This is a genomic window from Streptomyces sp. bgisy130 (genome assembly GCF_057708345.1).
Genome location: NZ_JBYISA010000001.1, coordinates 550,063 through 574,974 on the forward strand (window position 1 = coordinate 550,063; position 24,912 = coordinate 574,974).

Annotated in this window: 23 protein-coding genes; 6 read left to right on the forward strand and 17 right to left on the reverse strand. The window is 70.8% G+C overall.

The annotated features are described in order from the left end of the window. Positions 1–232: 232 nt before the first annotated feature. The 3 genes from AC3EUV_RS02575 to AC3EUV_RS02585 all read right to left on the reverse strand — a co-directional run bounded on the left by AC3EUV_RS02575 (position 233) and on the right by AC3EUV_RS02585 (position 1,846). On the reverse strand, positions 233–607 hold the full coding sequence (locus AC3EUV_RS02575) for a tautomerase family protein (protein ID WP_435602024.1): 375 nt from the start codon (positions 605–607) through the stop codon (positions 233–235). A 278-nt stretch (positions 608–885) separates the two neighbouring features. Continuing rightward, positions 886–1,182, reverse strand: coding sequence for a hypothetical protein (locus tag AC3EUV_RS02580; RefSeq protein WP_435602025.1), 297 nt, complete (start codon positions 1,180–1,182; stop codon positions 886–888). Continuing rightward, the gene (locus AC3EUV_RS02585; protein ID WP_432140699.1) at positions 1,172–1,846 is read right to left on the reverse strand and encodes a bifunctional DNA primase/polymerase; all 675 of its coding nucleotides are present in this window, start codon (positions 1,844–1,846) and stop codon (positions 1,172–1,174) included. The genes AC3EUV_RS02580 and AC3EUV_RS02585 overlap by 11 nt, the downstream gene beginning before the upstream one ends. Before the next feature lie 272 nt (positions 1,847–2,118). On the opposite strand from AC3EUV_RS02585, the gene AC3EUV_RS02590 reads away from it, so the two are divergent. Together AC3EUV_RS02590 and AC3EUV_RS02595 are read left to right on the forward strand one after the other, a co-directional pair. Continuing rightward, positions 2,119–2,475, forward strand: coding sequence for a hypothetical protein (locus tag AC3EUV_RS02590; RefSeq protein ID WP_435602026.1), 357 nt, complete (start codon positions 2,119–2,121; stop codon positions 2,473–2,475). Beyond that, positions 2,451–3,371 (forward strand): NsdA family TPR-like regulatory protein, encoded by a 921-nt coding sequence (locus AC3EUV_RS02595; protein ID WP_435602027.1) that lies wholly within the window; start codon positions 2,451–2,453, stop codon positions 3,369–3,371. Before AC3EUV_RS02590 ends, AC3EUV_RS02595 begins: the two co-directional genes overlap by 25 nt. 8 nt (positions 3,372–3,379) lie before the next feature. On the opposite strand, the gene AC3EUV_RS02600 is transcribed toward AC3EUV_RS02595, so the two are convergent. Next, positions 3,380–4,306, reverse strand: a complete 927-nt coding sequence (locus AC3EUV_RS02600) for a phosphotransferase family protein (protein ID WP_432140701.1) — start codon at positions 4,304–4,306, stop codon at positions 3,380–3,382. A gap of 1,749 nt (positions 4,307–6,055) precedes the next feature. On the opposite strand from AC3EUV_RS02600, the gene AC3EUV_RS02605 reads away from it, so the two are divergent. Continuing rightward, the gene (locus tag AC3EUV_RS02605; RefSeq protein WP_432140702.1) at positions 6,056–6,286 is read left to right on the forward strand and encodes a hypothetical protein; all 231 of its coding nucleotides are present in this window, start codon (positions 6,056–6,058) and stop codon (positions 6,284–6,286) included. Positions 6,287–6,332: 46 nt separating this feature from the next. Here AC3EUV_RS02605 and AC3EUV_RS02610 read toward each other — a convergent pair whose 3' ends face one another. Beyond that, complete coding sequence (locus AC3EUV_RS02610) at positions 6,333–7,070, reverse strand: class I SAM-dependent methyltransferase (RefSeq protein WP_435602028.1); 738 nt, start codon at positions 7,068–7,070, stop codon at positions 6,333–6,335. A 570-nt stretch (positions 7,071–7,640) separates the two neighbouring features. Here AC3EUV_RS02610 and AC3EUV_RS02615 point away from each other — a divergent pair. Further along, the gene (locus AC3EUV_RS02615) at positions 7,641–8,117 is read left to right on the forward strand and encodes a hypothetical protein (protein WP_435602029.1); all 477 of its coding nucleotides are present in this window, start codon (positions 7,641–7,643) and stop codon (positions 8,115–8,117) included. Positions 8,118–8,192: 75 nt separating this feature from the next. Here the strand turns inward: AC3EUV_RS02615 and AC3EUV_RS02620 are convergent, their stop codons facing one another. From AC3EUV_RS02620 to AC3EUV_RS02635, 4 genes are all read right to left on the reverse strand, one after another. Next, positions 8,193–9,644 carry an amino acid permease gene (locus AC3EUV_RS02620; RefSeq protein WP_432140738.1) on the reverse strand — a complete coding sequence of 484 codons (1,452 nt, stop codon included), beginning with the start codon at positions 9,642–9,644 and terminating at the stop codon, positions 8,193–8,195. 125 nt (positions 9,645–9,769) lie between these two features. Continuing rightward, on the reverse strand, positions 9,770–9,985 hold the full coding sequence (locus AC3EUV_RS02625; RefSeq protein ID WP_432140705.1) for a dodecin: 216 nt from the start codon (positions 9,983–9,985) through the stop codon (positions 9,770–9,772). 97 nt (positions 9,986–10,082) lie between these two features. Next, entirely contained in the window at positions 10,083–10,544 is a 462-nt protein-coding gene (locus AC3EUV_RS02630; protein WP_435602030.1) for a universal stress protein, read from the reverse strand. Positions 10,545–10,623: 79 nt separating this feature from the next. Further along, complete coding sequence (locus AC3EUV_RS02635) at positions 10,624–11,331, reverse strand: PAS domain-containing protein (RefSeq protein WP_435602031.1); 708 nt, start codon at positions 11,329–11,331, stop codon at positions 10,624–10,626. Between the two features lie 105 nt (positions 11,332–11,436). Between AC3EUV_RS02635 and AC3EUV_RS02640 the strand changes: the two genes are divergently transcribed. Then, positions 11,437–14,625, forward strand: a complete 3,189-nt coding sequence (locus AC3EUV_RS02640; protein ID WP_435602032.1) for a cytochrome P450 — start codon at positions 11,437–11,439, stop codon at positions 14,623–14,625. Positions 14,626–14,751: 126 nt separating this feature from the next. Here AC3EUV_RS02640 and AC3EUV_RS02645 read toward each other — a convergent pair whose 3' ends face one another. Next, the gene (locus tag AC3EUV_RS02645; protein ID WP_432140709.1) at positions 14,752–15,315 is read right to left on the reverse strand and encodes a DUF2165 domain-containing protein; all 564 of its coding nucleotides are present in this window, start codon (positions 15,313–15,315) and stop codon (positions 14,752–14,754) included. A 174-nt stretch (positions 15,316–15,489) separates the two neighbouring features. Here AC3EUV_RS02645 and AC3EUV_RS02650 point away from each other — a divergent pair, with 174 nt between their 5' ends. Then, entirely contained in the window at positions 15,490–16,524 is a 1,035-nt protein-coding gene (locus tag AC3EUV_RS02650) for a phosphatidylinositol-specific phospholipase C domain-containing protein (RefSeq protein WP_432140710.1), read from the forward strand. On the opposite strand, the gene AC3EUV_RS02655 is transcribed toward AC3EUV_RS02650, so the two are convergent. The 7 genes from AC3EUV_RS02655 to AC3EUV_RS02685 form a co-directional block, all read right to left on the reverse strand. Beyond that, positions 16,496–17,623 (reverse strand): trypsin-like serine peptidase, encoded by a 1,128-nt coding sequence (locus AC3EUV_RS02655; RefSeq protein ID WP_435602033.1) that lies wholly within the window; start codon positions 17,621–17,623, stop codon positions 16,496–16,498. The genes AC3EUV_RS02650 and AC3EUV_RS02655 overlap by 29 nt on opposite strands. A gap of 297 nt (positions 17,624–17,920) precedes the next feature. Beyond that, complete coding sequence (locus AC3EUV_RS02660; RefSeq protein ID WP_432140712.1) at positions 17,921–18,856, reverse strand: phosphatidylinositol-specific phospholipase C; 936 nt, start codon at positions 18,854–18,856, stop codon at positions 17,921–17,923. Between the two features lie 148 nt (positions 18,857–19,004). Then, a complete protein-coding gene (gene egtD, locus AC3EUV_RS02665; RefSeq protein WP_435602034.1) occupies positions 19,005–19,967 on the reverse strand; it encodes an L-histidine N(alpha)-methyltransferase in 963 nt (320 codons plus the stop codon). Further along, positions 19,964–20,719 (reverse strand): ergothioneine biosynthesis protein EgtC, encoded by a 756-nt coding sequence (egtC, locus tag AC3EUV_RS02670; protein WP_435602036.1) that lies wholly within the window; start codon positions 20,717–20,719, stop codon positions 19,964–19,966. The genes egtD and egtC overlap by 4 nt, the downstream gene beginning before the upstream one ends. 37 nt (positions 20,720–20,756) lie before the next feature. Next, positions 20,757–22,079 carry an ergothioneine biosynthesis protein EgtB gene (gene egtB / locus AC3EUV_RS02675; RefSeq protein WP_432140715.1) on the reverse strand — a complete coding sequence of 441 codons (1,323 nt, stop codon included), beginning with the start codon at positions 22,077–22,079 and terminating at the stop codon, positions 20,757–20,759. Beyond that, on the reverse strand, positions 22,076–23,353 hold the full coding sequence (gene egtA, locus AC3EUV_RS02680; RefSeq protein WP_435602038.1) for an ergothioneine biosynthesis glutamate--cysteine ligase EgtA: 1,278 nt from the start codon (positions 23,351–23,353) through the stop codon (positions 22,076–22,078). Before egtA ends, egtB begins: the two co-directional genes overlap by 4 nt. A gap of 339 nt (positions 23,354–23,692) precedes the next feature. Then, positions 23,693–24,904 carry a pyridoxal phosphate-dependent aminotransferase gene (locus tag AC3EUV_RS02685; protein ID WP_432140717.1) on the reverse strand — a complete coding sequence of 404 codons (1,212 nt, stop codon included), beginning with the start codon at positions 24,902–24,904 and terminating at the stop codon, positions 23,693–23,695. Positions 24,905–24,912: the final 8 nt, after the last annotated feature.

Here is a 24,912-nt window from a genome sequence, read left to right on the forward strand (position 1 = left end):
CTGCGCGGCCGACAACGTTGTCAGAGCGCGCTCATTCTTGGCGGCGACCCGGTACGCGTCAAGAGGTGCCGCGGAAGTAACTCCGGTGCGCCCGGCCCCGGTCGAGGAGCCGGGGGCACCCTTGCGGGGGCCGACGGGGCGCACCGGACACCACGCGCGCAAACGGGGAGAAGGCTCAGCGGACGGCTGCGGCGGCGGCCTCCGGTGCGCCCGGTGCGGCCACGGCTCGCCGCTAGTAGTCGAGTTGCGTCACCCCGTTGTAGCCATAGCTCTCCGGGTGCAGTTCGTGCAGCGCGACACCGGAGCGGGGGAGTGGGCCGAGGAGGTCCGTCAGCAGCTCATCGGCCGCGGCGATGAAGGCGGCCTTCTCCGCGGCGCTGTTGGTGCCCGCGGTGAGACTCGCCTCCACATGCGCGTCACGGCCGTCGGTCAGAGGCTCGCTGTCGACGTAATAGCGGCCGGGCGGCACCAGGTTGCGATGGACGATGGTGCGCGTGCCGGACTTGCCCAGCACCGTGACCGCCAGCCGCGTCAGCCCCTCGGCGAGGGCGCGCTGGACGTCGGTGGGGAGATCGGGGTCGGGAACGGTGACCCGGAAGTACGGCATGGCTCTCCTCGGTGGTGCTCGCGGTTCCGCCGCCGGAACCGGGGGCACGGAGCCAGCGTCACCACCAAACCCATCGCCGAAGACCGTCACATCAGCCCTCAGCCCAAGGAAGTCCGTCCCCAGGCCGGCGCTGTGGAGCTGTTCGGCCAGCGCGTCAGCGCCGCGCTTGGCTTCGGCCCAACCACGTACGTAGGGCATTGCCGGCGAAAGGTTCTCGGCTCGTTTGGCGACTACACGACGCGGGTCCGTCACGTTCTCCACCCCCTCCTTGCTATTGGTCAGTCCGTCTTGCGAGTGCACGAGTCGCCTGCCTCTTCAGAACCACGGGAGCAAAGCAACGCCCGCCGCAGCAGCTCGGCCAGGCGCTCCGCCGTCTCCGGCGAGACTCGGCCGAGTTCGATGAGGCCGTGGCCGAAGGCCTTCAGGTCGGCACGGAGGTAGGGGAAGTCACGTGCCATGCCGGCTGCGGTCAGTACGTCCCGCAACGCGGTGGTGGCGTTGCGGGCTGCGTACCACTCGTCTGTCTCCAGCGGTGACCAGCGGGCGGAGTCCTCGGGATCTTCCTTACTGGGCACGGTCGCTTACCCGCTCAAGCTTCTCGGGCCCGGCCGCTTCGGAGCTCGGGTACTGCTCGCCGTAGCGGTCTGCTCGCTCGATCAGGGCTGATGCGGCCGCGAACATCACTGCTAGCGATGCCGTGCGCAGCGGGGATGCCTCGGGGCGGCGAATGGGCGCGCGTAGCCACTGGTGGCGGTCATCGGCCATCGGCATCGGCCCGGGTACGACGACGAAGGAGCCGGCGTCGAGGTAGCGGTACTCGGGCGGGGTGGGCGTCTCCAGGGACACGAGACGCGCGAAGCGAGCCCGCGACTTGGACGACAGAAGAAAGCCGATCTGCTTTGCTCGACGGTCCATCATGACCGGGCCGAGCGGCATTTCGCGGCGTACCAACTGGTCGAAGGTCTCCATGCCCAACCGCTGGCTCATGACCACCACATCGAAGAGGCGCCCGGTCGGCAGCGTGTAAGGGCGCCTGGGGTCATCCGCCCAATGAGCCCGGCACATCACTGGATCGTCAGCGACAGCGGACAGCCATTGAATGCCTCGCCTCGTCATCCTCTGCACGTCATCCCACCTCGGTCGGCAACTGCGGCGGCTCGTCTGCCGCGGTGCAACCAGACTCCTGCGTGAGGCCCTGAGCTGGGCAGATGACGAGTGGTGATGGGGGATGACGGGCATTGCACGGTCGCGTCATCACCCGTCAGGGTCCGGACCGCGGGAAATCCACCGGAGTCGCCACGCGGCGCGTGTCAGATCCCTAGATTCAGGGGAAGGAACGGGCATCGCCCACGCCGTCCGGGGAGGCGATCACCACGGAATCGACGCCGACGTCGTTCGGTCCTCTCCTGCTGCGTGCCAGAAAGAGCCACGGTTGGAGTCAGGCTCGGCTGGTCCATGAACTACGCCAAGTCGCCGTTCGTCATGGCCAGTCGCTCCCGGCCGATGCGAGCGTGAAGCGGCGAATCGCCAGTTGGGAGAACGGCCACAGCGCTCCGGATGAGTTCTACGGCCCCGTGGTCTGCGAAACCCTGGGGATGTCCTCCGCTGAACTGGGGTTGGGCCACCTCACCGGCCAGGACTCCGCCCTCCTGGACGCCAGCTACCCCACTAGCCCCGACGCTGCCATTGCGAATGTGGACCGCCTCTGGCGGGCGGACCTGAACGGCTATGACCCCCTGCTTCAGGCCCAGGCTTCCGAGCCCGCATGGAGTGAAGCGTCGTTACGGTGGCTTGTTGCTCCGGACGCGGCATTTCCCAAGGCGCTGGTGATCGAGAGCCGCGTGTGGGTCTCGGCGACGTCGCGGTGATCAAGTCGACCTGCGACATGTTCGCCCAGCTCGATGACCGGTTCGGCGGAGACCATGCTCGGCAGTCCGTGATCCAGTACCTCAGCCGGGACGTAGCGCCCCTGCTCTCCGGCCAGTACACCGAGTCCGTGGGGCGCGCCCTGTTTTCGACCGTCGCCGAAGCCACCCTGCTGGCGGGGTGGATGTCGTACGACGCTTGCCAGCACGGGCTTGCGCAGCGGTATTTTCTCCAGGCACTCAGGCTCGCCCAAGATGGCAACGAACGGCGCCTGGCCGGCAGCATCCTGTCTGCGATGAGCCACCAGGCCACGTTTCTGGGCCAGTTCACCCACGGCGCCACCCTCGCTCGTGCTGCCCTGATGGGCATCTCCGCCGTTGCCACTCCGACCCTGCGAGCACAGTTCCACGCGATGGAAGCGCGGGCGCTGGCACGCACCGGTGACCGGCACGCGTGCGAAAGCGCGCTCACCGCAGCTGCCAAAGCGCTGGAGAGTTGCAATGCGGACGAGGAGCCCGAGTGGATCACCTACTTCGACGCTGCCGAACTGGCAGCGGAGGCCGCCCACTGTTTCCGCGACGTGCGCAGCGCTCGTCAGGCCGTCTCCCACGCGGAAAACGCCATGAGCGGCAGCCACGTCCGCAGCGATTTCTTCGCCACCATGGTCCTGGCCGACGCCCACCTCCACGCCGGCGACGTGGAGGAAGCTTGTAACGTCGCCCTAGACGCTCTTGACCTCGGGGAACAGCTCCGGTCCGCCCGATGCGTCGCCTACCTTGCCGAGTTCCGCCAACACCTCGCGGTGTCAGGGTCTACCGCCGCCGACCGCGAGTTCCACGAGCAGGCCGCGGAACACCGTTTGTGGATCGCAAGCGGGCAAGTGCTGACGGCTTCGTAGTCGTCAGGTCAGAATGGGCTCCAGTCCCGCCGGCTGCCCCCGGTACGGAGCGCATGCAGCCGGCGGCTGAACTCGGTAGCAGACTTCTCGCTGCTGCCGACTTGCTGGCCCATCCACAGCACCATCATCAGCTCACGGACATCGGCCAGCACCGAGTAGCCGGGCCAATTCATGATGTCGAACCCGTAGTGGTGGACGAAGCCTTCGTAATCGCTCCGGTCATGCCAGCCGAAGCGGTCGTAGAAGATCGCCGTAAGGATCAGGTCCCACTCCCGCGGGGCCAGGCAGACGCCATCCAGATCAATCAGGACGGCCTGCCCGCTGCGGTGCCGCAGAATGTTGCCGATGTTGGCGTCACCGTGGATCAGGCCGTACGGCAGAACGAAGTCCAGCCGGTCGTACTCCTTGTGCAATCGCCGAGCCCGCTGTTCCAGGAACGCTGCTTCATCCGGCGAGACGCCATTAAGGGCTTCGAACGAGGACCACACCTTGGCGAACGGATCGAAGTACGGCAGACGCAACGACTCCGGCTCCTCAAGCCAGTGCAGCTGCCGCAGCAGCTCTGCCAGCTCGGTCACCGTCGCGTACTCCTCGCGGTCCTGGGCGCTCTCCCAGAACGTGGCGACTCTGCCGCCGGCCGACAGCGGCTGACGCACGCCGGGCAGCGCTCTCGTTGCCGGGTAGTCCTGCGACTCAAGCCAGCGGGCTACCTGGACAGCCCGCTCCATCTCCGCTGCCGCATTTGGATCACGCGCGATGCGGACGATCACCGGAACGGACGGCAGCCGGTAGACGGCATTCGAGCCGAGCCGCAGCAGCTCCGCCCCGGACGCATCGATCCGGGCCTCTTCGCACGCCTCGCGGAGCACGGCTTCCACGCCCTCTGCCGTGAAATCCCGCGGTGCGTCTGGACTCGTGCCGAGGTCCGAGATCATGCGATCGACCGTACCGGGCCGTGCCAGATTGGTGCCAGAGGGCAGGAGCGGAGCGGGTACAGGCCACCCGCCTTATTCCTGAGGCGGGCTTTGTCGGCTCTGGTCACCATCTCGCCTCTCCAGGCACCGCCGTACCTCCTGCCATGCAGTAATGACCTCGGCAGTCTTCGCCAAGACATCGTGTACCTGCGACAGCAGCAGACTCACGGTTCCCGAGAGCGCCAGAACCAACAGGGCAATGCTGTCCCAGTTCATCGAGGCCCGCCCTTCCGAACGACCGATCCGCCGAGTTGGCTTGATCGGCGAGGCAGTACCCTTTCGAGCCACTCTTGATCAGCTTTGAGCTCCTCAAGCCTTTCTCGTACGTCGTCGCCGTATACAGCGTCTCCCCACCTGAAGCGGATCTGCATGGTCCCTGGCACTTCGGGGTCCCTGTGCTCTAGGTAGTACGTGCACTGGTAGCCCCGTCTCGCTGTCCCCTGCAAGCTGCAATCGCAGAATCGGCGCGTGATCTTCAGTGGGAGGCCCCATACGTCATCCACTAGGGACTTGAGAAACCCGTCATGCGCTAGAGGTACGTCCCGGTGCGTGTCCAGCTCGAAGATCCACTCGTCTCCAGTGATCCACGATCGAGTCGAATAAGCGGTACTGGCGTGCTGGAAGATCGCGATGCGCCGAAGAAGGCCAGAACCGAGCCATGCCAAATCTCGGCCTCTTTGAACCAGTGACGCAAACTCACGCTCATCCTCACGCTCGTAGGGCGAGGGCCCGGGTTCGTCCCACAGGGGAACAAAGCCGCCCTCTTCCAGGTCACGTCGCCGCTCTGCAAGAAGGTGATGCCAGCGAGTCCCTGGAGTCCCCCTGAGGACCAAGCGGCTCTCGGTGTTGACCAGCCTGAGGTGAAGATCAAGATTTCGTATGCCAGCTACACGCAGCCGCATTACACCACCAACCTGGACGCCCGGTTCCGCAGACGGCAGGAGATGCGCTAAGGCGTAATCGCTCGTCGGGAGCTTCTTGCCCGAGCGAGATCCGCTATGGCTGTCGAGGACAACCACTGAGCGATGAGGGGCCAGATGCACACCAGCAATTCCCACTGGATGCGCCCACCACTCGCCCCCGCGCCCCAGCTTCTCCATCACTGCTGCTTCGAGGACTGCCTGTGCGTCCTGAGCGTCCGGCAGTAGCGGCAGGTGACGATGATTCCGAAGCGCCTCTGAGGCGTACTGGACGGGCTCGCCCGAATAATGGCTGCGAGTACGAGCAAGGCGGGTGAGACGACCACCAGCGGTCACAGTTGGATCCGTCCTCGAGCGTTGCTGCCCCACACACTCGAAAACTGATCGGTGCACCCAAATTTGGGCGCGCAAGAACAGACTCGACAAGTACAGGTGGAGCGCTGGCTTCTTCGTCCCTCGGATGGCACCGCAGAAGGGGCAGCGCGATGCCGGAACAGGCCGCCTATCCGGCCTAGCCAGAGATGGTGCCGCATGAACCCGCACCACGCAACTTTGTTCTCCAGGAGCCAATTTCGTTCGGCAAGCACCAAGGGCGGTCGGCCCCGTCTATAGGCATCCGCAGCCGAAAGGGCCGCAGGGAGGGTCCGGTGGCCCCAGATCTTCCGCTCCACGACCGTCGGACATCGTTCGTGACGACTGCCACTGCCACTGAAGCAGTCACGGGCATGCCAGATCCGTGCCAGATGGTGGGGCACGGGCGGACAACGGCGGACTTTGACGGACGGTTGGCTTGGTAATCCCGCAGGCTGGCCCCTGCGCAGGTCAGCGCCGTGATCACCAGTGCCCCCTCGGTGAACGGGTCCTGCCGCACGCCGGGATGGCGCTGTCGGCGGCCCGGTCCGTGGAGCAGATCGCGGCCGAGGCCACCGGGACGATGACCGGCACCGTGCGGCTGGCCGCCACACCGACGGTCTGCCAGGGGCTGGTCGAGGGCCACCCCCTGCCCAGCGGCAGCCACTGAGCAGACGGGGGGAGCCGCGGCCGACTGCGCCCATGGCTCGTGGAGGTCATGCCCGGGTGTCGCGGCGGAACAGCGCGGTCCAGAGGAAGGGCTCGCCGAAGTACGGGGACTCCGGCGGCTCGTCGTGCATACGGCGCAGTTCGACCTCCGTCAGGTCCGAGAAGATCCGGCGCAGCGACTCGGGGCTGTAGGCGAGGCCGCCGTGGAGGCGGGACTGGCGGTAGAACTCAACGTCGGGGAGTTCGGAGCCCATTGCGCCGGCCGCGAAGCAGGTGAGCGCGAGATGGCCGCCGGGCGCGAGCAGCCGGTCGAGGAGGGCGAGGTAGCTGATGCGCCGGTGCGGCGGCAGATGGTGGAAGCAGCCGGAGTCGTGGATGAGGTCGTACGGCCCGTCGAGTGCGTCGCCGGCCATCGCGAAGGCGTCGCCGCAGTGGAAGGCGACCTGGGCGCCCGCCTCCCGGGCGCGGTCCTCGGCCCAGGCGACGGCCGCCGGGGAGAGGTCGACGGCGTCCACCGCGCAGCCCAGCGAGGCGAGGTGCAGCGCATTGCGGCCCGGCCCGCAGCCCAGGTCGAGGGCCCGGCCCGGGGCGATCAGCCCGCGCTCGACGTACGCGACCAGATGCTCGTCCGGCTTTGCCACGAAGAACGGCACCGCCCGCTCGCGGTCCGCGTAGAAGCCGTCCCACCACGCGGCCCCCTCGCTCGTCCAGCGGTCGGCCTCCGGCGCGAACAGGCCGTCCAGAAGCCTGAGTACGTCGTCCACGGTGCGGATGTTCCGGTCCATCGGGTCCCCCTTTCCTGTCCGGCGATCGTAGGTTCAGCAGGCACAAAAGCCCAGATCAGAGGCGATGTCGGGACACTGTTGGCGGCTGTGTGCGGGGCTGGGGCGAGACGGCGAAGGGCGCCACCCGCGCCGCGGGGTGGCACGCCGCTCACGCCCCCATCGAAGGCCGGGAAGGGGCCAATTCCCGCTGCTCCGGGCCGAGTTTCCCGGCCGATTTCCGGCCGGTCCGGGTGTCACCGCCGTCCGGCCGGGCGGTCCGTGCGCTCTGTCCGGAGACGGCGGCCGGCGAGGCCCTCGTGGCGGCGCAGAGTGACGGATGAGAAGGGTGTTCCGGCCGCGTCGTTCCGTCGGCCGGGAGGCCGGAAAATCATGGGGTTCTGCCTTGCTCTCTTCAGGGGCGCATGCCTCAATGGGCAGCGATTCAGGTCGCTGACCAACCGTCAGATCTGGACGGTGCGTCGGCACGGGGTCCGACCGCGGCCCCCGGGTGGCTGCCTGTCGTTCCTCCCGCACCCCTCGACGGCCGGTGCCATGGACCTGCACCCCCCTCACGAAGGCGGTAACCCCCCTATGAAGCACCTCAGACCCGGCAGATTCGGCCTCCGTACGGCACTTGTCGTCGCCGTCGCCACCGCGGGCACCCTCGCGATGGCACCGACCGCCCCCGCGGTGACCCCCGGCACCGCCACCCTCTCCTTCGACTGCGGCTTCTACGGTTCCGGTAAGGGGACGCTCACCGCGACCCAGAACGGCACGGCCGCGACCATCAGCCTCTCCACCTCGGCGATCACCTCACCCATAGCCATCGGCGCGAACACGGTGGCGTCCACCCTCACACTCACCAAGAACGGCTCCGGGACCACCCAGTTCAGCGGTCAGGCCAACCCGGCGATCCCGGCCGGCAGTCCGGTCTCCACCGGACCGCTCAGCGGTAAGGTCGCCGCGGGCGACCGCCTGGAGGCCACCTCCCTGAAGGTCGTGGTGTTCGGCGTCACGGCCACCTGCAAGGCCACGTCCAAGCAGTCGCCCGGACCGTTCGTCTTCTGAGAGACGGGCGGGGGCCGGCGGACCCACGCCCGCCGGCCCCCGCCGCACGACTCCCGCCCGGTCAGCGGGCGCGGCTCACAGCTTCGCCGGGCCGTCCCCCGCACCGGACGCCTCCCGTTCCGCCCGCGCCAGGTTCGAGCGGCGGTAGGAGTAGGCGAAGTAGATGACCATGCCGATCACGAACCACACCGCGAACCGGACCCAGGTCTGCCATGCCAGGAACGTGATCAGCCAGATCGAGAAGCACACCCCGATCGCCGGCACCACCGGCATTCCCGGCGTACGGAAGGTCCGCGGCAGGTCGGGGCGCTTGTAGCGGAGCACGATCACCGCGATGCAGACCACCACGAACGCCAGCAGGATGCCGATGTTCGTCAGCTCGGCGGCCTCACCGATCGGCAGGAAACCCGCGATGGCCGCGGAGGCGAAGCCGACGATCCAGGTCACCCGGGTCGGCACATGGTGCTTCGGGCTCGTCTTGGCGAACCACTTCGGCAGCAGACCGTCGCGGCTCATCGAGAACCACACCCGGGTCACCCCGAGCATGAAGGTGAACATGACGGTCAGAATGCCGATGATCGCGCCGACCGCGATGACATCCGCGAGGCTGCTCAGCCCCACCGACTTGAACGCCGATGAGAAACCGCTCTCCGGGTCGATGTCCTTGTAGTTCTGCATACCCGTCAGCACCAGACAGGCCAGGACGTACAGCACCATCGAGACCGCCAGCGAATAGATGATCGCCTTCGGCATATGGCGCTGGGCGTCCTTGGATTCCTCGGCCGCGGTGCTCATCGCGTCATAGCCGAAGACGGCGAAGAAGACGGTGGCCGCGCCCGTGAAGGCGCCGGTTACCCCGAACGGGAAGAACGGGTGGTAGTTCGAGGTGTTGATGTGGAAGAAGCCGACCACGATCACCACGACGACCACCAGGACCTTCAGGCCCACCACGATCGTCTCGAAGCGTGCGGCGTTCTTGATGCCCAGGGTCAGCAGGTAGGCGATCAGCAGACAGAGCACCGCGGCGAACAGGTCCACCCGGTGCCCCGGCCCCGTTCCCGGCGCGCCCAGCATCCAGGCGGGCACATGGACGCCCATTTCGCCGAGCAGAAAGCCGAAGTAGCCGGAGATGCCGATCGCGACCACCGCCACGATCGCGGTGTACTCCAGCAGCAGGTCCCAGCCGATGAACCAGCCCGCCACCTCACCGAGCACCGCATAGCCATAGGTGTAGGCCGAGCCCGCCTTCGGGATCAGCCCGGCGAACTCCGCGTAGGAGAACGCCGCCGCGGCGCTCGCGATCCCCGCGATGAGAAAGGAGATCAGCACCGCCGGTCCGGCCTTCTCGTTCGCGACGGTGCCGGCCAGTGTGAAGATCCCCGCGCCGATGATGCCGCCGACGCCGATGGCGGTCAGCTGCCACAGGCCGAGCGCCCGGGTGAGCTGCTGGCTCGCGGTGCCTTCCGCCTCTTCAATGTGTTCGATCGGTTTACGGCGCAATACGCCCTGTCCCGCGCGCAGGCCCATCGTCATCCCTCCGTACGCTCCGTCGTGGTCCGACGGCGGATCATCATGGACCCTCGGGGGCGACTAAGGAAGGCGACTCCCTAGTACTGCCGGGACTCGCCGGGAGACGTACACGGGAGAGGTGTTCAATCGGCGTCCTCCAGCCGGAATCCGACCTTCAGGCCGACCTGGTAATGGTCGATCTCGCCGTCGACGATGTGCCCGCGGACCTGGGTGATCTCGAACCAGTCGAGATTGCGCAGGGTGTCCGCGGCGCGCTTGATGCCATTTCTGACCGCGGCGTCCATGCTCTCCTGGGACGTACCGACGATCTCGGTCACGCGATAGGTGCGGTCGGTCACGGTGGTCTCCCTCGCCGGGGCGGCGCTCCGCCCGTCCACTTTCCACCGTGCATCAGGGCGCCGCACCCCACCAGCGGAGCGGCGGGCGGGCCGGGACCTACGGGACGACGGTGACCGGCCAGCGGCCGGCCTTGACCAGCCGCACCGCGACCGAGCCCATGATGCGGTGCCCGGCCGACTCCGAGGCGCCGACCACCACCGCGTCCGCCTTGAGCTCGTCGGCCATCTGCACCATGCCGTTGTACGGGTCGCCGCGCAGGGTGTGGAACTCCCAGCGCACCTGGTACATCCCCTGGAGCCGCTCGCTCGCGCTGCGGATCTCGGCCATCAGCTCCTCGGCGACCTCGTTGGTGGCATCCACCACTGGCGCCCCCATGGCCGCACCGGCCGGCAGCACCGGCTGGACATAGACGAGGGCGAGCTTCGAGCTCTGGCGCCTGGCCAGTCCCGCCGCGTAGGCGGCGGCGCGCCACGACGAGTCGGAGCCGTCGATGCCGACGACGATGACCTTAGGGCCGTCCGTTCCGCGCTCGAACTGCGCGGCTGCGTTCTCCTCCACACCACGGAGGTTATCCGCACACACGTGCTGCCGGGCCCCCCGGGCCGCGCCGCCGTCCCCGGGGCCCGCCCCGGCCCGGTCAGGCGGGCGCCGGCGGCCAGCTGTCCGCCGACAGCACGCCCAGCACATACGCCCTGGCCACCAGTGCCGTACGGCCCTGTACCCGCCAGCGGCGGGCCAGCCGGGTGAGGTGGTAGTTCACCCCGTCGACCGTCAGGCCGAGCGCCGTACCGATCGACGCCGTGGTCGCGCCGCCCGCGGCCAGCGCCAGGATGCGGGCCTCCACCGGGCTCGCCGGGGCGCGCGGCGCCGGGGCCGGAGCGCTCTCGGCGACCCGCAGCAGCGCCAGCAGGGCGGGCGGGTGCACCGACGGATCGCCCACCGGATCGATCGTCAGCTCCCCTTCCCGTGCACTGCCGTCGGACCCGTCCTGCCAGCGCACCTCCACCGGATAGCGCGACCGGCGCCCCATGCGCAGCGCCTCGATCAGCCGGTCGACCTGTGCCTTCGCCCGGGGCTCGAAGAGATCCAGCAGATTGCGGCCGCGCAGCTGTCCCGGTGCCGCGCCCCACTGGGTGGCCATGGCCGGGTTGGCGATCAGCACCGTGCCATCGGCCCGGCACACCGCGATCGGGGTGGGGATACGGTCCAGCAGGATCAGGAAGTAGTTGCGCCAGGGACCGTCCGCGTACGGCCCGGCCGGGTCGATGTGCGGGCGTTCACAGTCTGGTGCGCCCGCGCCGTCGGTGCCGGCGCCCGGCGTACCGCCGGCAGTCCCGTTGTCCATTGCCTCTTCTCCGGTCCGCGCGCAAGAGCGAGCAGCGAAAAACCACTGCACAATCATGCAGTTGTCCGGGCGTCACCTGCGCACGGGGGCGCGCACGCTGGAGACATGACCGACACCCTCGCGCTCCACAGCGACGAACGCGCCGCCGATGACGGCATTCCGGTGGCCGACCTGACGGACACCGGGCTCACCCACACGCCCCTCCAGCAGTCCATGGACCTCGCCCGGATCCACGGCCCGGTCTTCAAGCGCAAGCTCGGCGAGCGGGAGACGCTGTTCGTCTCCGCGCTCGACCTGGTCACCGAGGTCGCCGACGAATCCCGCTTCAGCAAGGGTGTGTCGGTGATCCTGGAGAACGTCAGAGAGTTCGCCGGTGACGGTCTGTTCACCGCCTACAACGACGAGCCGAACTGGGCCAAGGCGCACGAGGTCCTGATGCCGGCCTTCGCGCTCGGCTCGATGCGTACGTACCACCCGGCGATGCTCAAGGTCGCGCGCCGGGTCATGGCCGCCTGGGACCGGCGGGTCGCCGACGGCACCCCCGTCCAGGTCGCCGAGGACATGACCCGGATGACGCTGGACACCATCGGACTGGCCGGCTTCGGCTTCGACTTCGAGTCGTTCTCCCGCGGCGACACCCCGCACCCGTTCGTCGAGGCCATGGTGCGCTGCCTCCAATGGAGCGGTGCGAAGTTCTCCCGCGACCCCGACGCCGACCACTCCGCGGCGGACGCGGCCTTCCAGGCGGACGCCGACTATCTCGCGTCGGTTGTCGACGAGGTCATCGCCGCCCGCACGGCGAGCGGTGAGAACGGCGACGACGATCTGCTCGGCCTGATGCTCGGCGCCCGGGGGCAGGAGGACGGCGCGGCGGGCGACGGCCCCACCCTGGACCTCGCCAACATCCGCAACCAGGTCATCACCTTCCTCATCGCCGGCCACGAAACCACCTCCGGCGCGCTCTCCTTCGCCCTCTACCACCTGCTCAAGGACCCGCTCGCGCTGCGCATGGTCCAGCGTGAGGCCGACGAGCTGTGGGGCGACCAGGCCGACCCCGACCCCTCGTTCGAGGACATCGGACGGCTGCCGTTCACCCGGCAGGTCCTCAACGAGGCGCTGCGGCTGTGGCCCACCGCCGCCGCCTTCACCCGGCAGGCCCACGAGGACACCCTGCTCGGCGGCCGCTACCCGGTGCAGGCAGGGCAGCTGATCACGGTGCTCACCCCGATGCTGCACCGCGACCCCGTGTGGGGCGACAACCCCGAGCTGTTCGACCCCTCCCGCTTCAGCCCGGAGGCCGAGGCGGCCCGCTCCCCGCACGCGTACAAGCCCTTCGGTACCGGTGAACGCGCCTGCATCGGGCGGCAGTTCGCCCTCCACGAGGCGACCATGCTGCTCGCCCTCCTCGCCCACCGCTACCGTCTGATCGACCACGGCGACTACCGGCTGCGCATCAAGGAGACCCTGACCCTCAAGCCCGACGGGTTCACCCTCACCCTCGCCGCCCGGACGCCCGCCGACCGGGCCGCGGTCCGGGCCGCGCTGGCCGTGCTCCCCGGCGGCGCCGACGGCACCGGGAACGACCCGGCCACCGACGAGGGCCTGCCGACCCGCGTCCCCCAGGGCACCGGACTGCTGCTGTTGCACGGCAGCAACTACGGCACCTGCCGCGAGTTCGCCGAGCGGCTCGCTGACGAGGCCACCGGACTCGGCTTCGCCGCCGATGTGGCGCCGCTGGACGCCCACGCCGGTGCGCTGCCCGCCGACTGCCCGGTCGTCATCGTCGCCGCCTCCTACAACGGCCAGCCCACCGACGACGCGGCCGCCTTCGTCCAGTGGCTGAACACCGCGCAGGACGGCGCCGCCGCGGACCTGCCGTTCGCCGTGCTCGGTGTCGGTGACCGCAACTGGGCCGCCACCTACCAGCACATCCCCACCCTGATCGACGACCGGCTCGCCGCGCTCGGCGCCCACCGGCTGCTGCCGCGCGCCGAGGCCGATGCCTCCGGCGACCTCGGCGGCACCGTCAAGGAGTTCACCGCGGCACTGCGCACCGAGCTGCTGACGCGGTACGGCGACCCAGCCACCATCGGCGCCGCCGCGTCGTCCGGGCAGGACACCGGCTACACCGTCACCGAGATCACCGGCGGCCCGCTGGACGCCCTCGCCGCCCGCCATGACCTCGTCCCGATGACCGTCACCGAGGCCCACGACCTCACCGCCCCGGAGTGGCCGCGGCCCAAGCGCTTCCTGCGGATCGCCCTGCCGGACGGCGTCACCTACCGCACGGCCGACCACCTCGCGGTGCTGCCGGTCAACGCCCCGGCCGCCGTCGAGCGGGCCGCCCGGGCCCTGGGCGCCGACCCGGACACCGTCCTCGCGCTGCACGCCGGCCGCCGCGCCGGACGCGACACCCTGCCGGTCGACCGGCCCCTGACGGTGCGGCAGCTGCTCACCCACCACCTGGAGCTGGGGATGCGGCCGACGCCCGAACAGGCCGCCGTGCTCGCCGCCCGCAACCCCTGCCCGCCCGAGCGCCAGGCCCTGGAGACCCTCGCCGAGGACGACCCGCGCACCCTGATCGAGCTGATCGAGGACCACCCGGCGCTGCGCGGGGCGCTGCCCTGGCCGGTGCTGCTGGAGCTGCTGCCGCCGCTGCGCACCCGGCACTACTCGCTGTCGTCCTCGCCCGCCACCGACGCCCGGCACGCCGACCTGATGGTCTCGCTGCTGCCCGGCGGCACCGGCTCGACCTATCTGCACGGTGTGCGGCCCGGCGACACCGTACTGGCCCGCGTCCAGCCCTGCCGTGAAGCCTTCCGCCTCGACCCGGCCGATGACACCCCCGTCATCCTGGTCGCGGCGGGCACCGGCCTCGCGCCCTTCCGCGGCGCCGTCGCCGACCGCGTCGCCGCGGGCCGGCGGTCCCCCGCCCGGCTCTACTTCGGCTGCGACGACCCCACCGCCGACTTCCTGCACGCCGCCGAGTTCACCGCGGCCGAAGCCGCCGGCGCCATCTCCGTACGCCCCGTCTTCAGCGAGCGCCCCGAAAACGGCCACCGCTTCGTCCAGCACCGGATCGCCGCCGAGGCCACCGAGGTCTGGGAGCTGCTGGCGGCCGGCGCGCGGGTGTACGTCTGCGGCGACGGCAGCCGGATGGCCCCCGGCGTACGGGCCGCCTTCCGTGACCTGCACGGAGCCCGCACCGGCGCCTCCCCCCAGGAATCCGAGACCTGGCTGCGCGAACTGACCGCCTCCGGCCGCTACATCGAGGATGTGTACGCGGCGGGCTGAGGGCCGTCGCGGGACCCGCGGGGCGGCGCTTTCGCCGCCCCGCGTGGGGCTTCGGCCGACGGCGACAACCGGCTGACGGGCCGGCGCATCGCTTCCCCGGTGCGGGGGCGCCCAACGGGACAACCCCTAGGACGCTTCTCCGCCCCCCTCGGCCTCGGCGCTGCCCCCTCCGGCCGCTCCCGGGAGGTGGACGACCAGCAGGGCGATCCCGGCGAGGGTCACATTGCGGGTGGCCGCCTCCAGGCCGTTCCAGGTCTTGGACTGCCACATGGAGAACCACTCGCCGCCGATGGCGAGGAAGCCCGCACCGAAGAGGAGGAGGAGCATCAGCAGGCCGACGGTGCTGACCAGCCGAGCCCGGGCGAGACGGTCCCGGCGTCGCATGCCCCGGGCCCACAGCCCGGTCGCCACGATCAGTACCAGGGCGGCGAGCGTCTCCCAGGCGATGATGCCGAGATAGGCGGCGTCCTGCCACGTTCGTGAGGTGATGGCCCGGCCCATCAGGTCCGGATCCTTGAACGTGGTGTCCATGGCCAGGACATGCCGGACGAACTCCTGGTTGGTGCCGAAGTCGGTGATATTTCCGAAGGCGACGAGGGCGATGTAGAGCGCGACGATGCCTGTGAGGGTGGCGGCCGCGAGCGGCAGTCCGGTGTGCGGTATCCGGTTGGTGGAGCTTTTGTCGGACATGGGTCCTCCCCGAGTCGGTGGTGTGGTCCGATCTTTGCTTATCCGTCAGCCGCCCCGTGCGCCCCCTGGCCCTCAACTCCCGTACGCTGCTCCCCGATCGACCGGGTGACCGACCGGTCGATCGGCCGTTGGGCGCATGGCCGGACGGCCGGAGACCTAGGGGAAGCGGGGCACATGAACGGAAAGCGGTGTGTGGGAACGGTCGCCGTCGCGGCGGCGGCGGTGCTCGCGACGACCGTGCCGGCGGGCGCCGAGCCGGCCGGCACGACATACGGCACCAGCACGTCCGTGGGCGTCCACAACGCCTATGAGAAGGAGAAGTACCCGTACTTCGCGGATGCCCTGGACTCCGGCGCCGCACTGCTCGAACTCGACCTCTGGACCAACGGGTTCGGCCGGTCCTTCCGGGTCTCGCACAGTAACCCACTGGGGAACAGCAGCAACTGCGAGGGCGCCGCGAACCCCTCGGAGCTGCGCACCAAGGACCGCGACCAGGACTTCGCCGGGTGTCTCGCCGATGTGCGGGCCTGGCACGACGCGCACCCCGGCCACCGTCCGATTCTGTTCAAGATCGAGATGAAGGACGGCTTCAACGCCAAGGGCGGCCGCGGACCCGCCGAGTTCGACGCGCTGGTGCGCGAGAAGCTGGGCGACGCCGTCTACGGCCCCGGCGATCTCACCGCCGGGCACGCCACGCCCGACGAGGCGGTGCGGGCCGGCGGCTGGCCCTCCCGCGCCGACCTGGCCGGTAAGTTCCTGATCGAGCTGATACCCGGCACCGTCGAGGAGAAGAACCCGTTCGACAAGCTGTGGACGGACGTGGAGTACGCCGGCCACCTCAAGAACCTCGCGGCACAAGGGAAACTGGACCGGTCGACGGCCTTCCCCGCGGTGCACGGCGCCGCCCCCGGCGACCCCCGCGAGCGCTATGCGGACCCGGCGCTGCGCCCCTGGTTCGTGGTCTTCGACGGTGACGCCGCGACCTATCTGAACGGCAGTATCGACACCGCCTGGTACGACACCCGGCACTACCTGCTGATCATGACCGACGCCCACAATGTGCCGCCGGCCATCGACGGCACCCGCCCGACCGAGGCCCAGGCGCTGGCCCGGGTCCGGCAACTCGCCGCCGCCCATGCGAGCTTCGCCACCGCGGACTGGTATCCGCTGCCGTCCGTCCTCAAGACCGTGGTGCCGCGCGGGGCCTGACGCCGGACGCGGCGGTCCGGGTGCCGGCCCGCGGGGGCCGCGGTCCCGGCTGCGCGGTCGCCCGCCGGTAGAGCGCGGCCACGTCCGGGCCGAACCGGCTGCTGTACGAGACGAGGTCGTCACCGCCCTCGTCCAGACCGCCGATCACACCGATCAGCGCGCCGGTCCCGGTGGCCGGATCGAGGTCGGTGAGCATCGGCCCGCCGCTGGTCCCGTTCGGGAACCCCGGGCAGCTGAAACGGAGTTGGGCCGGGCCCTGGGCGTCCGCCGTGTGCCGGCAGCTGACCGGTATGTCCCGGTCCTCGGGATAGCCGGTCAGCTGCGCCGGGCGCCCGGCCGGTGTGTCGAAGCGGATGCGTTCGGCGCCGGTGACGTCCGCTATCCGGCCGCCGGCCCGGCCCGCCCGGCGCACCCGCAGGAACGCCACATCGTGGTCGGGGTCCCGGTCGTGGATCCAGCGCGGATCGACATGGATCCGGGTGGGCACCCACAGGCCGTACGGCGCTATGCCGTCGTGCAGACCGGGCGCGAACACCAGCCGGGTGCGGAAGCCCTCGTCGTGCACACAGTGCGCCGCGGTGGCGATCAGGTCGCCCGCCGGGGACTGCACCACGCTGGCCGTGCAGTGGTGGACGGGTTTGCCCTCGTCGTCGGGGGAGAAGAGCGCGCCGATCGCCGGCGAGGGGGCCGCCGGGGCGGCCAGCAGCGGCCGGGACCGGGACAGCGGGGACGCCATGACGCTGTCGTGCCGTGCGGCGGCCACCGGTGGGCCGGGCCGCTCCTGGTAGGGCCCGGCGAGCACCGAGGCGGCGGCTTGGTCGCCGTCTGCCCGGGCCGCCGAGTAGGAGCCGGTGGCGGTGTCCCCGGGGGCCAGGAACGGATCGCGGGACGGGGAGCCCAGCGCCAGGACCGTGCTGCCCACGACCACGGTCAGCACGCCGAGCGCCAGGGTCACCCGCAGCGGAACGCCGTCCCGGCCGCGGCCGGTGCACGCCGCCCCGCCGTGACCCGGGCAGAGCTCGGCCGCCGGTACTCCGGCGTCCTCGGCCGCCCCGTCGGCGCGGTCCGCCGGCACGGTCCCGGGTTCGCTCGTCTCCACCAGCCGCCGCCTCCCCACATCAGCCGGCGGCACCCCCTGTACGCAGGGGCGACACCGGATCCAGACATTTCACCCAGTCTGATGCAGGGGTGGCCGCTGTGGTTGGTTCACCCGGCCGCCTCATTCCGCAGGAGCGGTGCGGGGAGCCGGAAAACCCGCACCGGGGCACCCGGCAGAACCCGGAATCCGCGGGTCCGGCGGGCCGGTCGCAGCGGGTGTGGTGAGACTACGGCCCGCCCGCCGCTCCTTAGGCCGGTCGGGTGACCAATGGCGGACCGTCGGGCCCGCCGGCCGCCCTCAGGCCGCGCGCCGCAGCCGCCGCCCCGCGAGGTTGTGCCCGATCAGCGTCTCGGCCAGGCCGGTCTCGTTCGGGAAGTCCATCGGCACGATGCCCAGGCCGGTCCAGCCGCTCCCTTCCGAGCCCGTCAGCAGCTTCTTGACCTGCGGGTTGAGGCGGTCCGCATTGGAGCGGGGCGGGAGCAGGGCGGCGGTGCTGACGTAGTTGACGAACAGCTTGCCGGGCTGGGTGACGGCCTTGCGGAACTGGGCCTCGATCTTCGGGTACTTCCCGAACGGCTCCGCCATGTAGTCGTCCTGGATGTCGAACAGCTGCGGATCGGCGTAGCGGACCCCGCCCAGGCCCTCGGAGTCCGCCAGCAGCACGACCCGGCCGCGGGCCTGACCCAGCGTCGGCAGCCCGGCGTCCAGCCGGAACAGCGACCGGTAGCCCTTGTCGTCCAGGTAGATGCCGAAGATCCGGCGGAACTCCTCGGCGGAGACCTCCGAGTACTCCTGCTTGACCCGCATCAGCACCGTCTCGGAGGGGTGCGCCCGGAGGAACGCCCGGCAGGCGTTGAGCACATCGCCGAACATCAGCTCCTGGTAGAAGGCGCCGTGATGGATGGCGAAAACGTTGTCGATGGCCCGGCAGCGGACGTCCAGGAAGCGTATGCCGGCGGCGAGTTGGGCGTCGACGGAGGTGTTCTGGCAGGCCACCCAGGGGCCGCCCAGCCGGGCCCCGGAGTCATGGGTGCCGGGGATCGTCAGCCGCTGGACCGGGGTGCCGTCGCCGAGCGCCGCCATCCAGTCCGCCACGGACACCGCGGACGCCCGGCGTTCGGCGGCACCGGCCGTGAACTGCCCGCTGCCGGCGCCCGCCAGCACCCCGGCGGCCGACAGTCCGGCCGCGCCCCTGAGGAATCCCCGTCGATCCAGCCCCGGTCCCAGCCCCATGCCGCTTCCCCTGCCCGTCGAGTCTGCGTGCGTGCGCACCGGCCGTCCGGTGCGAACCTGTGGTCGGGGGGCATCGAACCACATCGCGTGCGAACAGGGCACCCGGCCGGCGGACCCGAGGGGCACGCCGGCCGGGCGGCCGCCGCTGTCAGACCCGGAAGGACAGGGACAGCGCGAAGCGGTCCGCGCTGTCCGTCCACCAGTTCTTCAACTCCAGTCCCGCCGCCGCGAGTTCGGTGCGCACGCCCTCCCGGCGGAACTTGGCCGAGACCTCGGTGCGCACCTCCTCGCCCGCCGCGAAGGTCACCGCCAGGTCCACTCCGGGGATCTTGGCGGTCAGGTCCTTACGGGCCCGCAGCCGCATCTCGATCCACTCCTGCCCGGCGTTCCACAGGGCGACATGGTCGAAGTCCGCCGGGTCGAAGTCGCCGCCCAGCTCGCGGTTGATGACCTCCAGGACGTTCTTGTTGAACGCGGCCGTGACCCCCTGCGGATCGTCGTAGGCGGTGACCAGGGTCGCCTCGTCCTTGACCAGGTCGGTGCCGAGCAGCAGGGCATCGCCCGGGGACAGCATCGCGTGCACGGAGTGCAGGAACGCGGAGCGCTCCTCGGGGAGCAGATTGCCGATGGTGCCGCCGAGGAAGGCGAGCAGCCGCGGGCCGGGCGTCCCGGGGAGTTCCATGCCCTGCTGGAAGTCGGCGACCAGCGCGTGCACGGTCAGCCCGGGGTGCTCGGTGAGCAGCGCCTCGCCCGCCGCGGCCAGCGCGGATTCGCTGACGTCGATCGGCAGATAGGTGTGCAGTCCGGTCAGCGCGCCGAGGAGATGGCGGGTCTTGTCGGAGGAGCCGGACCCCAGCTCGATCAGCGTACGGGCCTGGGTGGCCGTGGCGATGTGATCGGCGCGGGTGAGCAGGATCTCCCGCTCGGCCCGGGTCGGGTAGTAGTCGGGCAGCTTGGTGATGTCCTCGAACAGCTCGCTGCCCCGGGCGTCGTAGAACCACTTCGGCGGCAGCTGCTTGGGGGTACGGGACAGGCCCTGGGCGACATCGGCGCGCAGTGCGGCCGCGGTGGCGTCGGCAGGGAGGGTGCGGGTGATGCTGAGCGGGCTCACGTCGCGGGCTCCTTGAGCGGGGTGAGGTGGACTTCGGTCCGGGTGGCGCGCAGCAGCGTGCGGTCGGGGACCTCGGTCCAGTGGGGGGAATCGTCGTACGGTTCGGAGGCGACGACCGTGCCGCCTTCGGGAAGGGCCAGATAACACAGCGTGTCGCCCCAGGTGGTGGCGGCGATGGTGGTGCCGTCGGTGAGCAGCAGATTGAGCCGGGACCCGGGCGCGGCCCCGGCGACCGCCGCGACGGTACCGGCCAGCGCGTCGCCGAGCTCGTCGCCGCGCGCCAGCCGGTGCAGCACTAGCGCCCACAGGAACGCCGCGTCGCAGCGGGCCGGCAGCCGCAGCAGCTCCTCCGGCGGCAGCTCGGCGGCCAGCGGGGCGAGCGCGTCCGGCCAGCCGGCCACCGCGCCGTTGTGGCTGAACAGATAGCGGCCGGTGGCATACGGCGCGGCCGCGGCCTCGGCGTCCGCCCCGGCCACCGTGGCGTCCCGCACGGCGGCCAGCAGCGCGCCGGTGCGCACCACCCGCGCCAGGTCGGGCAGCAGATCGTCGCCCCAGATCGGCCCGGCCCGCCGGTAGCGCGCGGGCACCGGGTCGCCGGGCGCGTACCAGCCGACGCCGAACCCGTCGGCGTTGACCGTGCCGTGCCGCTGGCGGCGCGGCGCCCATGACTGCCGGTAGAGGCCGTGCGGCGGGGCGAGCAGTATCTGCCCGAAGGGCTGCTCCGGTCCCAGGTAGGCAAGATGACGGCACATCAGGTACCGGCCTCCCCGTGTGGCGGGGCCGCGGGCCTCATGCGTCCACCGCCGCCGGGTCAGCGTCCCGGGCGGTCCGGAACCCGGCGAAGATCTGCCGGCGGACCGGCAGGTCCCAGTTGCGGAAGGTGCCCCGGCAGGCGACCGGGTCGACCCCGAACGAACCGCCGCGCAGCACCTTGTGGCCGTCGCCGAAGAACACCTCGGAGTACTCCCGGTAGGGGAAGGCGGCGAAGCCCGGATACGGCAGGAAGTCGCTCGCCGTCCACTCCCACACATCGCCGATCAACTGCCGGACACCGAGCGGCGACTGGCCGTCCGGATAGCTGCCGACGGGGGCGGGCCGCAGATGCCGCTGGCCGAGGTTGGCATGCGCCGGGGTGGGGTCCTCGTCGCCCCAGGGGTAGCGCCGGGACCGCCCGGTCGCCGGGTCATGGCGGGCGGCCTTCTCCCACTCGGCCTCGGTCGGCAGCCGCCGGCCCGCCCAGCGCGCGTAGGCGTCCGCCTCGTACCAGCTCACATGCAGCACCGGCTCGTCCGGCGGTACCGGCTCGGTCACCCCGAACCGCCGGCGCAGCCACTGACCGCCGTCCCGCTTCCAGAAGAGCGGGGCGCGCAGCTTGTGCTCCCGCACCATCGCCCAGCCGGCCTCGGCCCACCAGCGCCGTTCCCCGTAGCCGCCGGCCTCGATGAACCGCTGGTAGGCGCCGTTGCTGACCGGCGTGGTGTCGATCAGGAAGGCGGGCACCAGCCGGCGGTGGGCGGGCCGTTCGTTGTCCAGCGCCCAGGGTTCGGTGGAGGTGCCCATGGTGAACGGGCCGCCGGGGACCAGGACTTCGGCCGGCAGGAGGTCGTCGGGTGCGGGCGGCGGCTCGGGCGCGGTGAGCACGGCCGGGCCGGTGCGCAGCTGGTGCGTGATGAGCATGGTCTCGTCGTGCTGCTGCTCATGCTGCGCGATCATGCCAAAGGCGAAACCGGCGTCCAGCAGCGGACCGCCGTGCAGCGGGGCGCTCTCCAGGATGTCCAGCACCCGGCCGCGGACCTCGGCGACATAGCCGTGAGCCTCGTCGGGGGCCAGCAGCGGCAGTGAGGGGCGCTCGGACCGGGGGTGCTCGAAGGCGTCGTAGACGGAGTCGATGTCGGGGCGCAGTGCGTCACGGCCGCCGACGGTGCGCAGCAGCCACTGCTCCTCCTGGTTGCCTATGTGTGCCAGGTCCCAGACGAGCGGGGACATCAGCGGGGAGTGCTGGGCGACGAGGTCGGGATGCTCGACGCAGGTGGTCAGCAGGCGGGTACGGTCGCGGGCGGCGAGCAGCGCCGAGGCCGCGCGCTCACGCAGGAGCTCGGGATCGAGGGTCACTGGCTGTCCTTCCCAACGATGAGATCGCCCTCCGCGGCGTACAGGGCGTCGAGATGGTCGTCCGCGGGGCAGCGGCCGCGTGTCACATAGCGTTCGGTGAACGCCGCGACCGCCGCGCGCACCTCGGGCGAGGCCCCGAGGCGCGGCAGGGCTTCCTGCGCGGCGGCGAAACAGGCCACCGCGGCGGTGTGCAGCTCCGGGTCGGTCAGCGCGGCGCGGGCGGCGTGCCGCCACAGCGGATTGCGCGGCGCGGGGCGCGAACCGGCCGTCTCCGCGAGGGGTTTGACGATGCGGTACGCCCGCTCGGTGGCCTCCGGATCGTCGAACAGCGCGGCCGTGACGGCCAGCGGCACGATCCAGCCGGCGTCGCCCGACTGCGCGTCGATCATGCGCAGCTCCAGATGGCCGCGCGGCCGTACCGGTGGGAAGAGCGTGGTGACGTGGTAGTCCAGATCCTCCTGGGTGGGCGGCCTGGGGACGCCGGTACGGATCCACTCGCGGAAGGTGAGCCCCTCCGGAGCGTCCCAGTGGCCGTCCTCGGAGCGGACGCACATCACGGGTGCGTCGAGGACATAGCGCGCCCAGGCGGTGCGCGGATCCGGTCCCGGGGGCGGGGCGAGCGTACGGGCCGGGTCGAGCTGCGACCAGATGACCTGGCGGGTGGTGCGGTAGCCCGTCGGGCAGGATTCGCTGATCGGCGAGTTGGCGAACGCCGCGGCCAGTACGGCGCCCAGCAGATGGGCCAGCAGCCAGCGCCGGCTGTATCCGAGCGGTCCCGGCTCCTCGTGGCCGGCGTCCACACACACCTGCACGGACGCGGTGGCACACATCATGGACCGCCCGGCGGAGCCCCAGCGGTCGAAGTAGGTCTCCATGGCGTTGTAGCGGGGGTCGGTCAGGACCCGCCGCGGGGGGTGCCAGGGATTGTGGCCGTGGCCGGCCAGGCCCAGGCCCATGGCCAGCATGGCGGGCCGGACCTGCGCGAGATCGGCGGTGACGGCCTCGATGCAGTCGGTGAGGGAGGTGGCGGGCTGCGAACTGAGCTCCAGCTGGCCGCCGGGTTCGAAGGTCAGCAGAGAGGTGAGGGGGAGCGCGCGCAGGGCGGTGACCGCGCTCTTCAGCCGGGCGGGTTCGACCGGACATCGGGGGTTGCGCGCATCATGGACCAGCCATTCGATCTCGACGCCGATACGGCGCGGAGGGCCCGTCTTGAAGCATATTCCGCGCAGGTGAGCTTCCAGTTCCGCTTCCGATACCGCAGGTCGTACGGGCATCGAATCCCTCTCCCTTGTGGGGTGACGGCAGGATTGCCGCCCTCCACCTAATCTGCTGCGGGCGATGCGCTCAAGAGCGCGTTCGGCCGGCGGACGGCGGAGCGGGCGCCCACCGGGCGAGGGGGAGGACCGGGGCCCGGAGACCACCCGAGGTGCCGCGGCGCCTCCTCGGCGCCAGGACGGCCTTCCTGCCCGCCGCACGGCCCGGGGACCGTATCGGCGGGCGGCGGACGGGGCCCGGGAAGGGGTACGACCGTTCGAGTGAGTGCGGGGCGGGGCGCGGTTTGTCACCCGGGCGGCCCGAACGGACCGGCGGCCGGTGCGGGCGGCCGCCGGGTGTCACTGGCGGTAGCCCGCCAGGAAGCGTCCGATCCGGCTGATCGCCGCGTCCAGGTCATCGGCGTGCGGGAGGGTGAGGATGCGGAAGTGGTCCGGGCGCGGCCAGTTGAAGCCGGTGCCCTGGACGACCTGGATCTTCTCCCGCAGCAGCAGGTCGAGGACGAACTTCTCGTCGTCGTGGATCTTGTGCACGGCCGGGTCGAGGCGGGGGAAGGCGTAGAGCGCGCCCTTGGGCTTGACGCAGGAGACGCCCGGGATCTCGTTCAGCCGCTCCCAGGCCCGGTCGCGCTGCTCGTGCAGCCGGCCGCCCGGCAGCACCAGGTCCTGGATGCTTTGCCGGCCGCCGAGCGCGGCCTGGATGGCGTACTGGGCGGGGGCGTTGGGGCACAGCCGCATGGAGGCGAGGGTGCCCAGGCCCTCCAGATAGTCGGCCGCGTGCTGCTTGGGGCCGGAGACCACCAGCCAGCCGGAGCGGAATCCAGCCACGCGGGAGGACTTGGACAGTCCGCTGAAGGTCAGACAGACCAGGTCGGGAGCGAGGACCGCGGCGTGGTGGTGCACCGCGCCGTCGTACAGGATCCGGTCGTAGATCTCGTCGGCGAAGACCATCAGCCCGTGGCGCCGGGCGAGATCGAGCATGCCGTCGAGCAGCTCGCGCGGATAGACCGCGCCGGTGGGGTTGTTGGGGTTGATGATGACCATCGCCCGGGTCCGGTCGGTGATCTTCGAGGCGAGGTCGTCGAGGTCCGGCAGCCAGTCCGCGGACTCGTCGCAGAGATAGTGCACGGGCTTGCCGCCGGCGAGCGAGGTGACCGCCGTCCAGAGCGGGAAGTCCGGGGCCGGGATGAGGACCTCGTCACCGTCGTCGAGGAGGGCCTGCACGGCCATCGAGACGAGTTCGGACACGCCGTTGCCGAGGTAGATGTCGTCCACGCCGACGTCGGGCAGGCCGCTCTGCTGGTAGTGCTGGGCGACCGCGCGGCGGGCCGAGAGGATGCCGCGGGACTCCGTGTAGCCGTGTGCGCGGGACAGATTGCGCATCACGTCCTGAAGGATCTCCTCGGGGCACTCGAAGCCGAACAGCGCCGGATTGCCGGTGTTCAGCCGCAGCACGCTGTGGCCCGCCTCCTCCAGCGCGTCCGCGTGCTCGATCACCGGCCCGCGGATCTCGTAGCAGACGTCGGCCATCTTGCTGGACTGCTTGAACTGCATGCGGTGGC

Bases quoted from the DNA above. Each gene is read 5' to 3' on its own strand.
- AC3EUV_RS02575 (WP_435602024.1), bottom strand. From the start codon at position 607: ATGCCGTACTTCCGGGTCACCGTTCCCGACCCCGATCTCCCCACCGAC.
- AC3EUV_RS02585 (WP_432140699.1), bottom strand. From the start codon at position 1,846: ATGCCCGTCATCCCCCATCACCACTCGTCATCTGCCCAGCTCAGGGCC.
- AC3EUV_RS02600 (WP_432140701.1), bottom strand. From the start codon at position 4,306: ATGATCTCGGACCTCGGCACGAGTCCAGACGCACCGCGGGATTTCACG.
- AC3EUV_RS02610 (WP_435602028.1), bottom strand. From the start codon at position 7,070: ATGGACCGGAACATCCGCACCGTGGACGACGTACTCAGGCTTCTGGAC.
- AC3EUV_RS02615 (WP_435602029.1), top strand. From the start codon at position 7,641: ATGAAGCACCTCAGACCCGGCAGATTCGGCCTCCGTACGGCACTTGTC.
- AC3EUV_RS02620 (WP_432140738.1), bottom strand. From the start codon at position 9,644: ATGGGCCTGCGCGCGGGACAGGGCGTATTGCGCCGTAAACCGATCGAA.
- AC3EUV_RS02635 (WP_435602031.1), bottom strand. From the start codon at position 11,331: ATGGACAACGGGACTGCCGGCGGTACGCCGGGCGCCGGCACCGACGGC.
- AC3EUV_RS02640 (WP_435602032.1), top strand. From the start codon at position 11,437: ATGACCGACACCCTCGCGCTCCACAGCGACGAACGCGCCGCCGATGAC.
- AC3EUV_RS02645 (WP_432140709.1), bottom strand. From the start codon at position 15,315: ATGTCCGACAAAAGCTCCACCAACCGGATACCGCACACCGGACTGCCG.
- AC3EUV_RS02650 (WP_432140710.1), top strand. From the start codon at position 15,490: ATGAACGGAAAGCGGTGTGTGGGAACGGTCGCCGTCGCGGCGGCGGCG.
- AC3EUV_RS02660 (WP_432140712.1), bottom strand. From the start codon at position 18,856: ATGGGGCTGGGACCGGGGCTGGATCGACGGGGATTCCTCAGGGGCGCG.
- egtC (WP_435602036.1), bottom strand. From the start codon at position 20,719: ATGTGCCGTCATCTTGCCTACCTGGGACCGGAGCAGCCCTTCGGGCAG.
- egtA (WP_435602038.1), bottom strand. From the start codon at position 23,353: ATGCCCGTACGACCTGCGGTATCGGAAGCGGAACTGGAAGCTCACCTG.
- AC3EUV_RS02685 (WP_432140717.1), bottom strand. From the start codon at position 24,904: ATGCAGTTCAAGCAGTCCAGCAAGATGGCCGACGTCTGCTACGAGATC.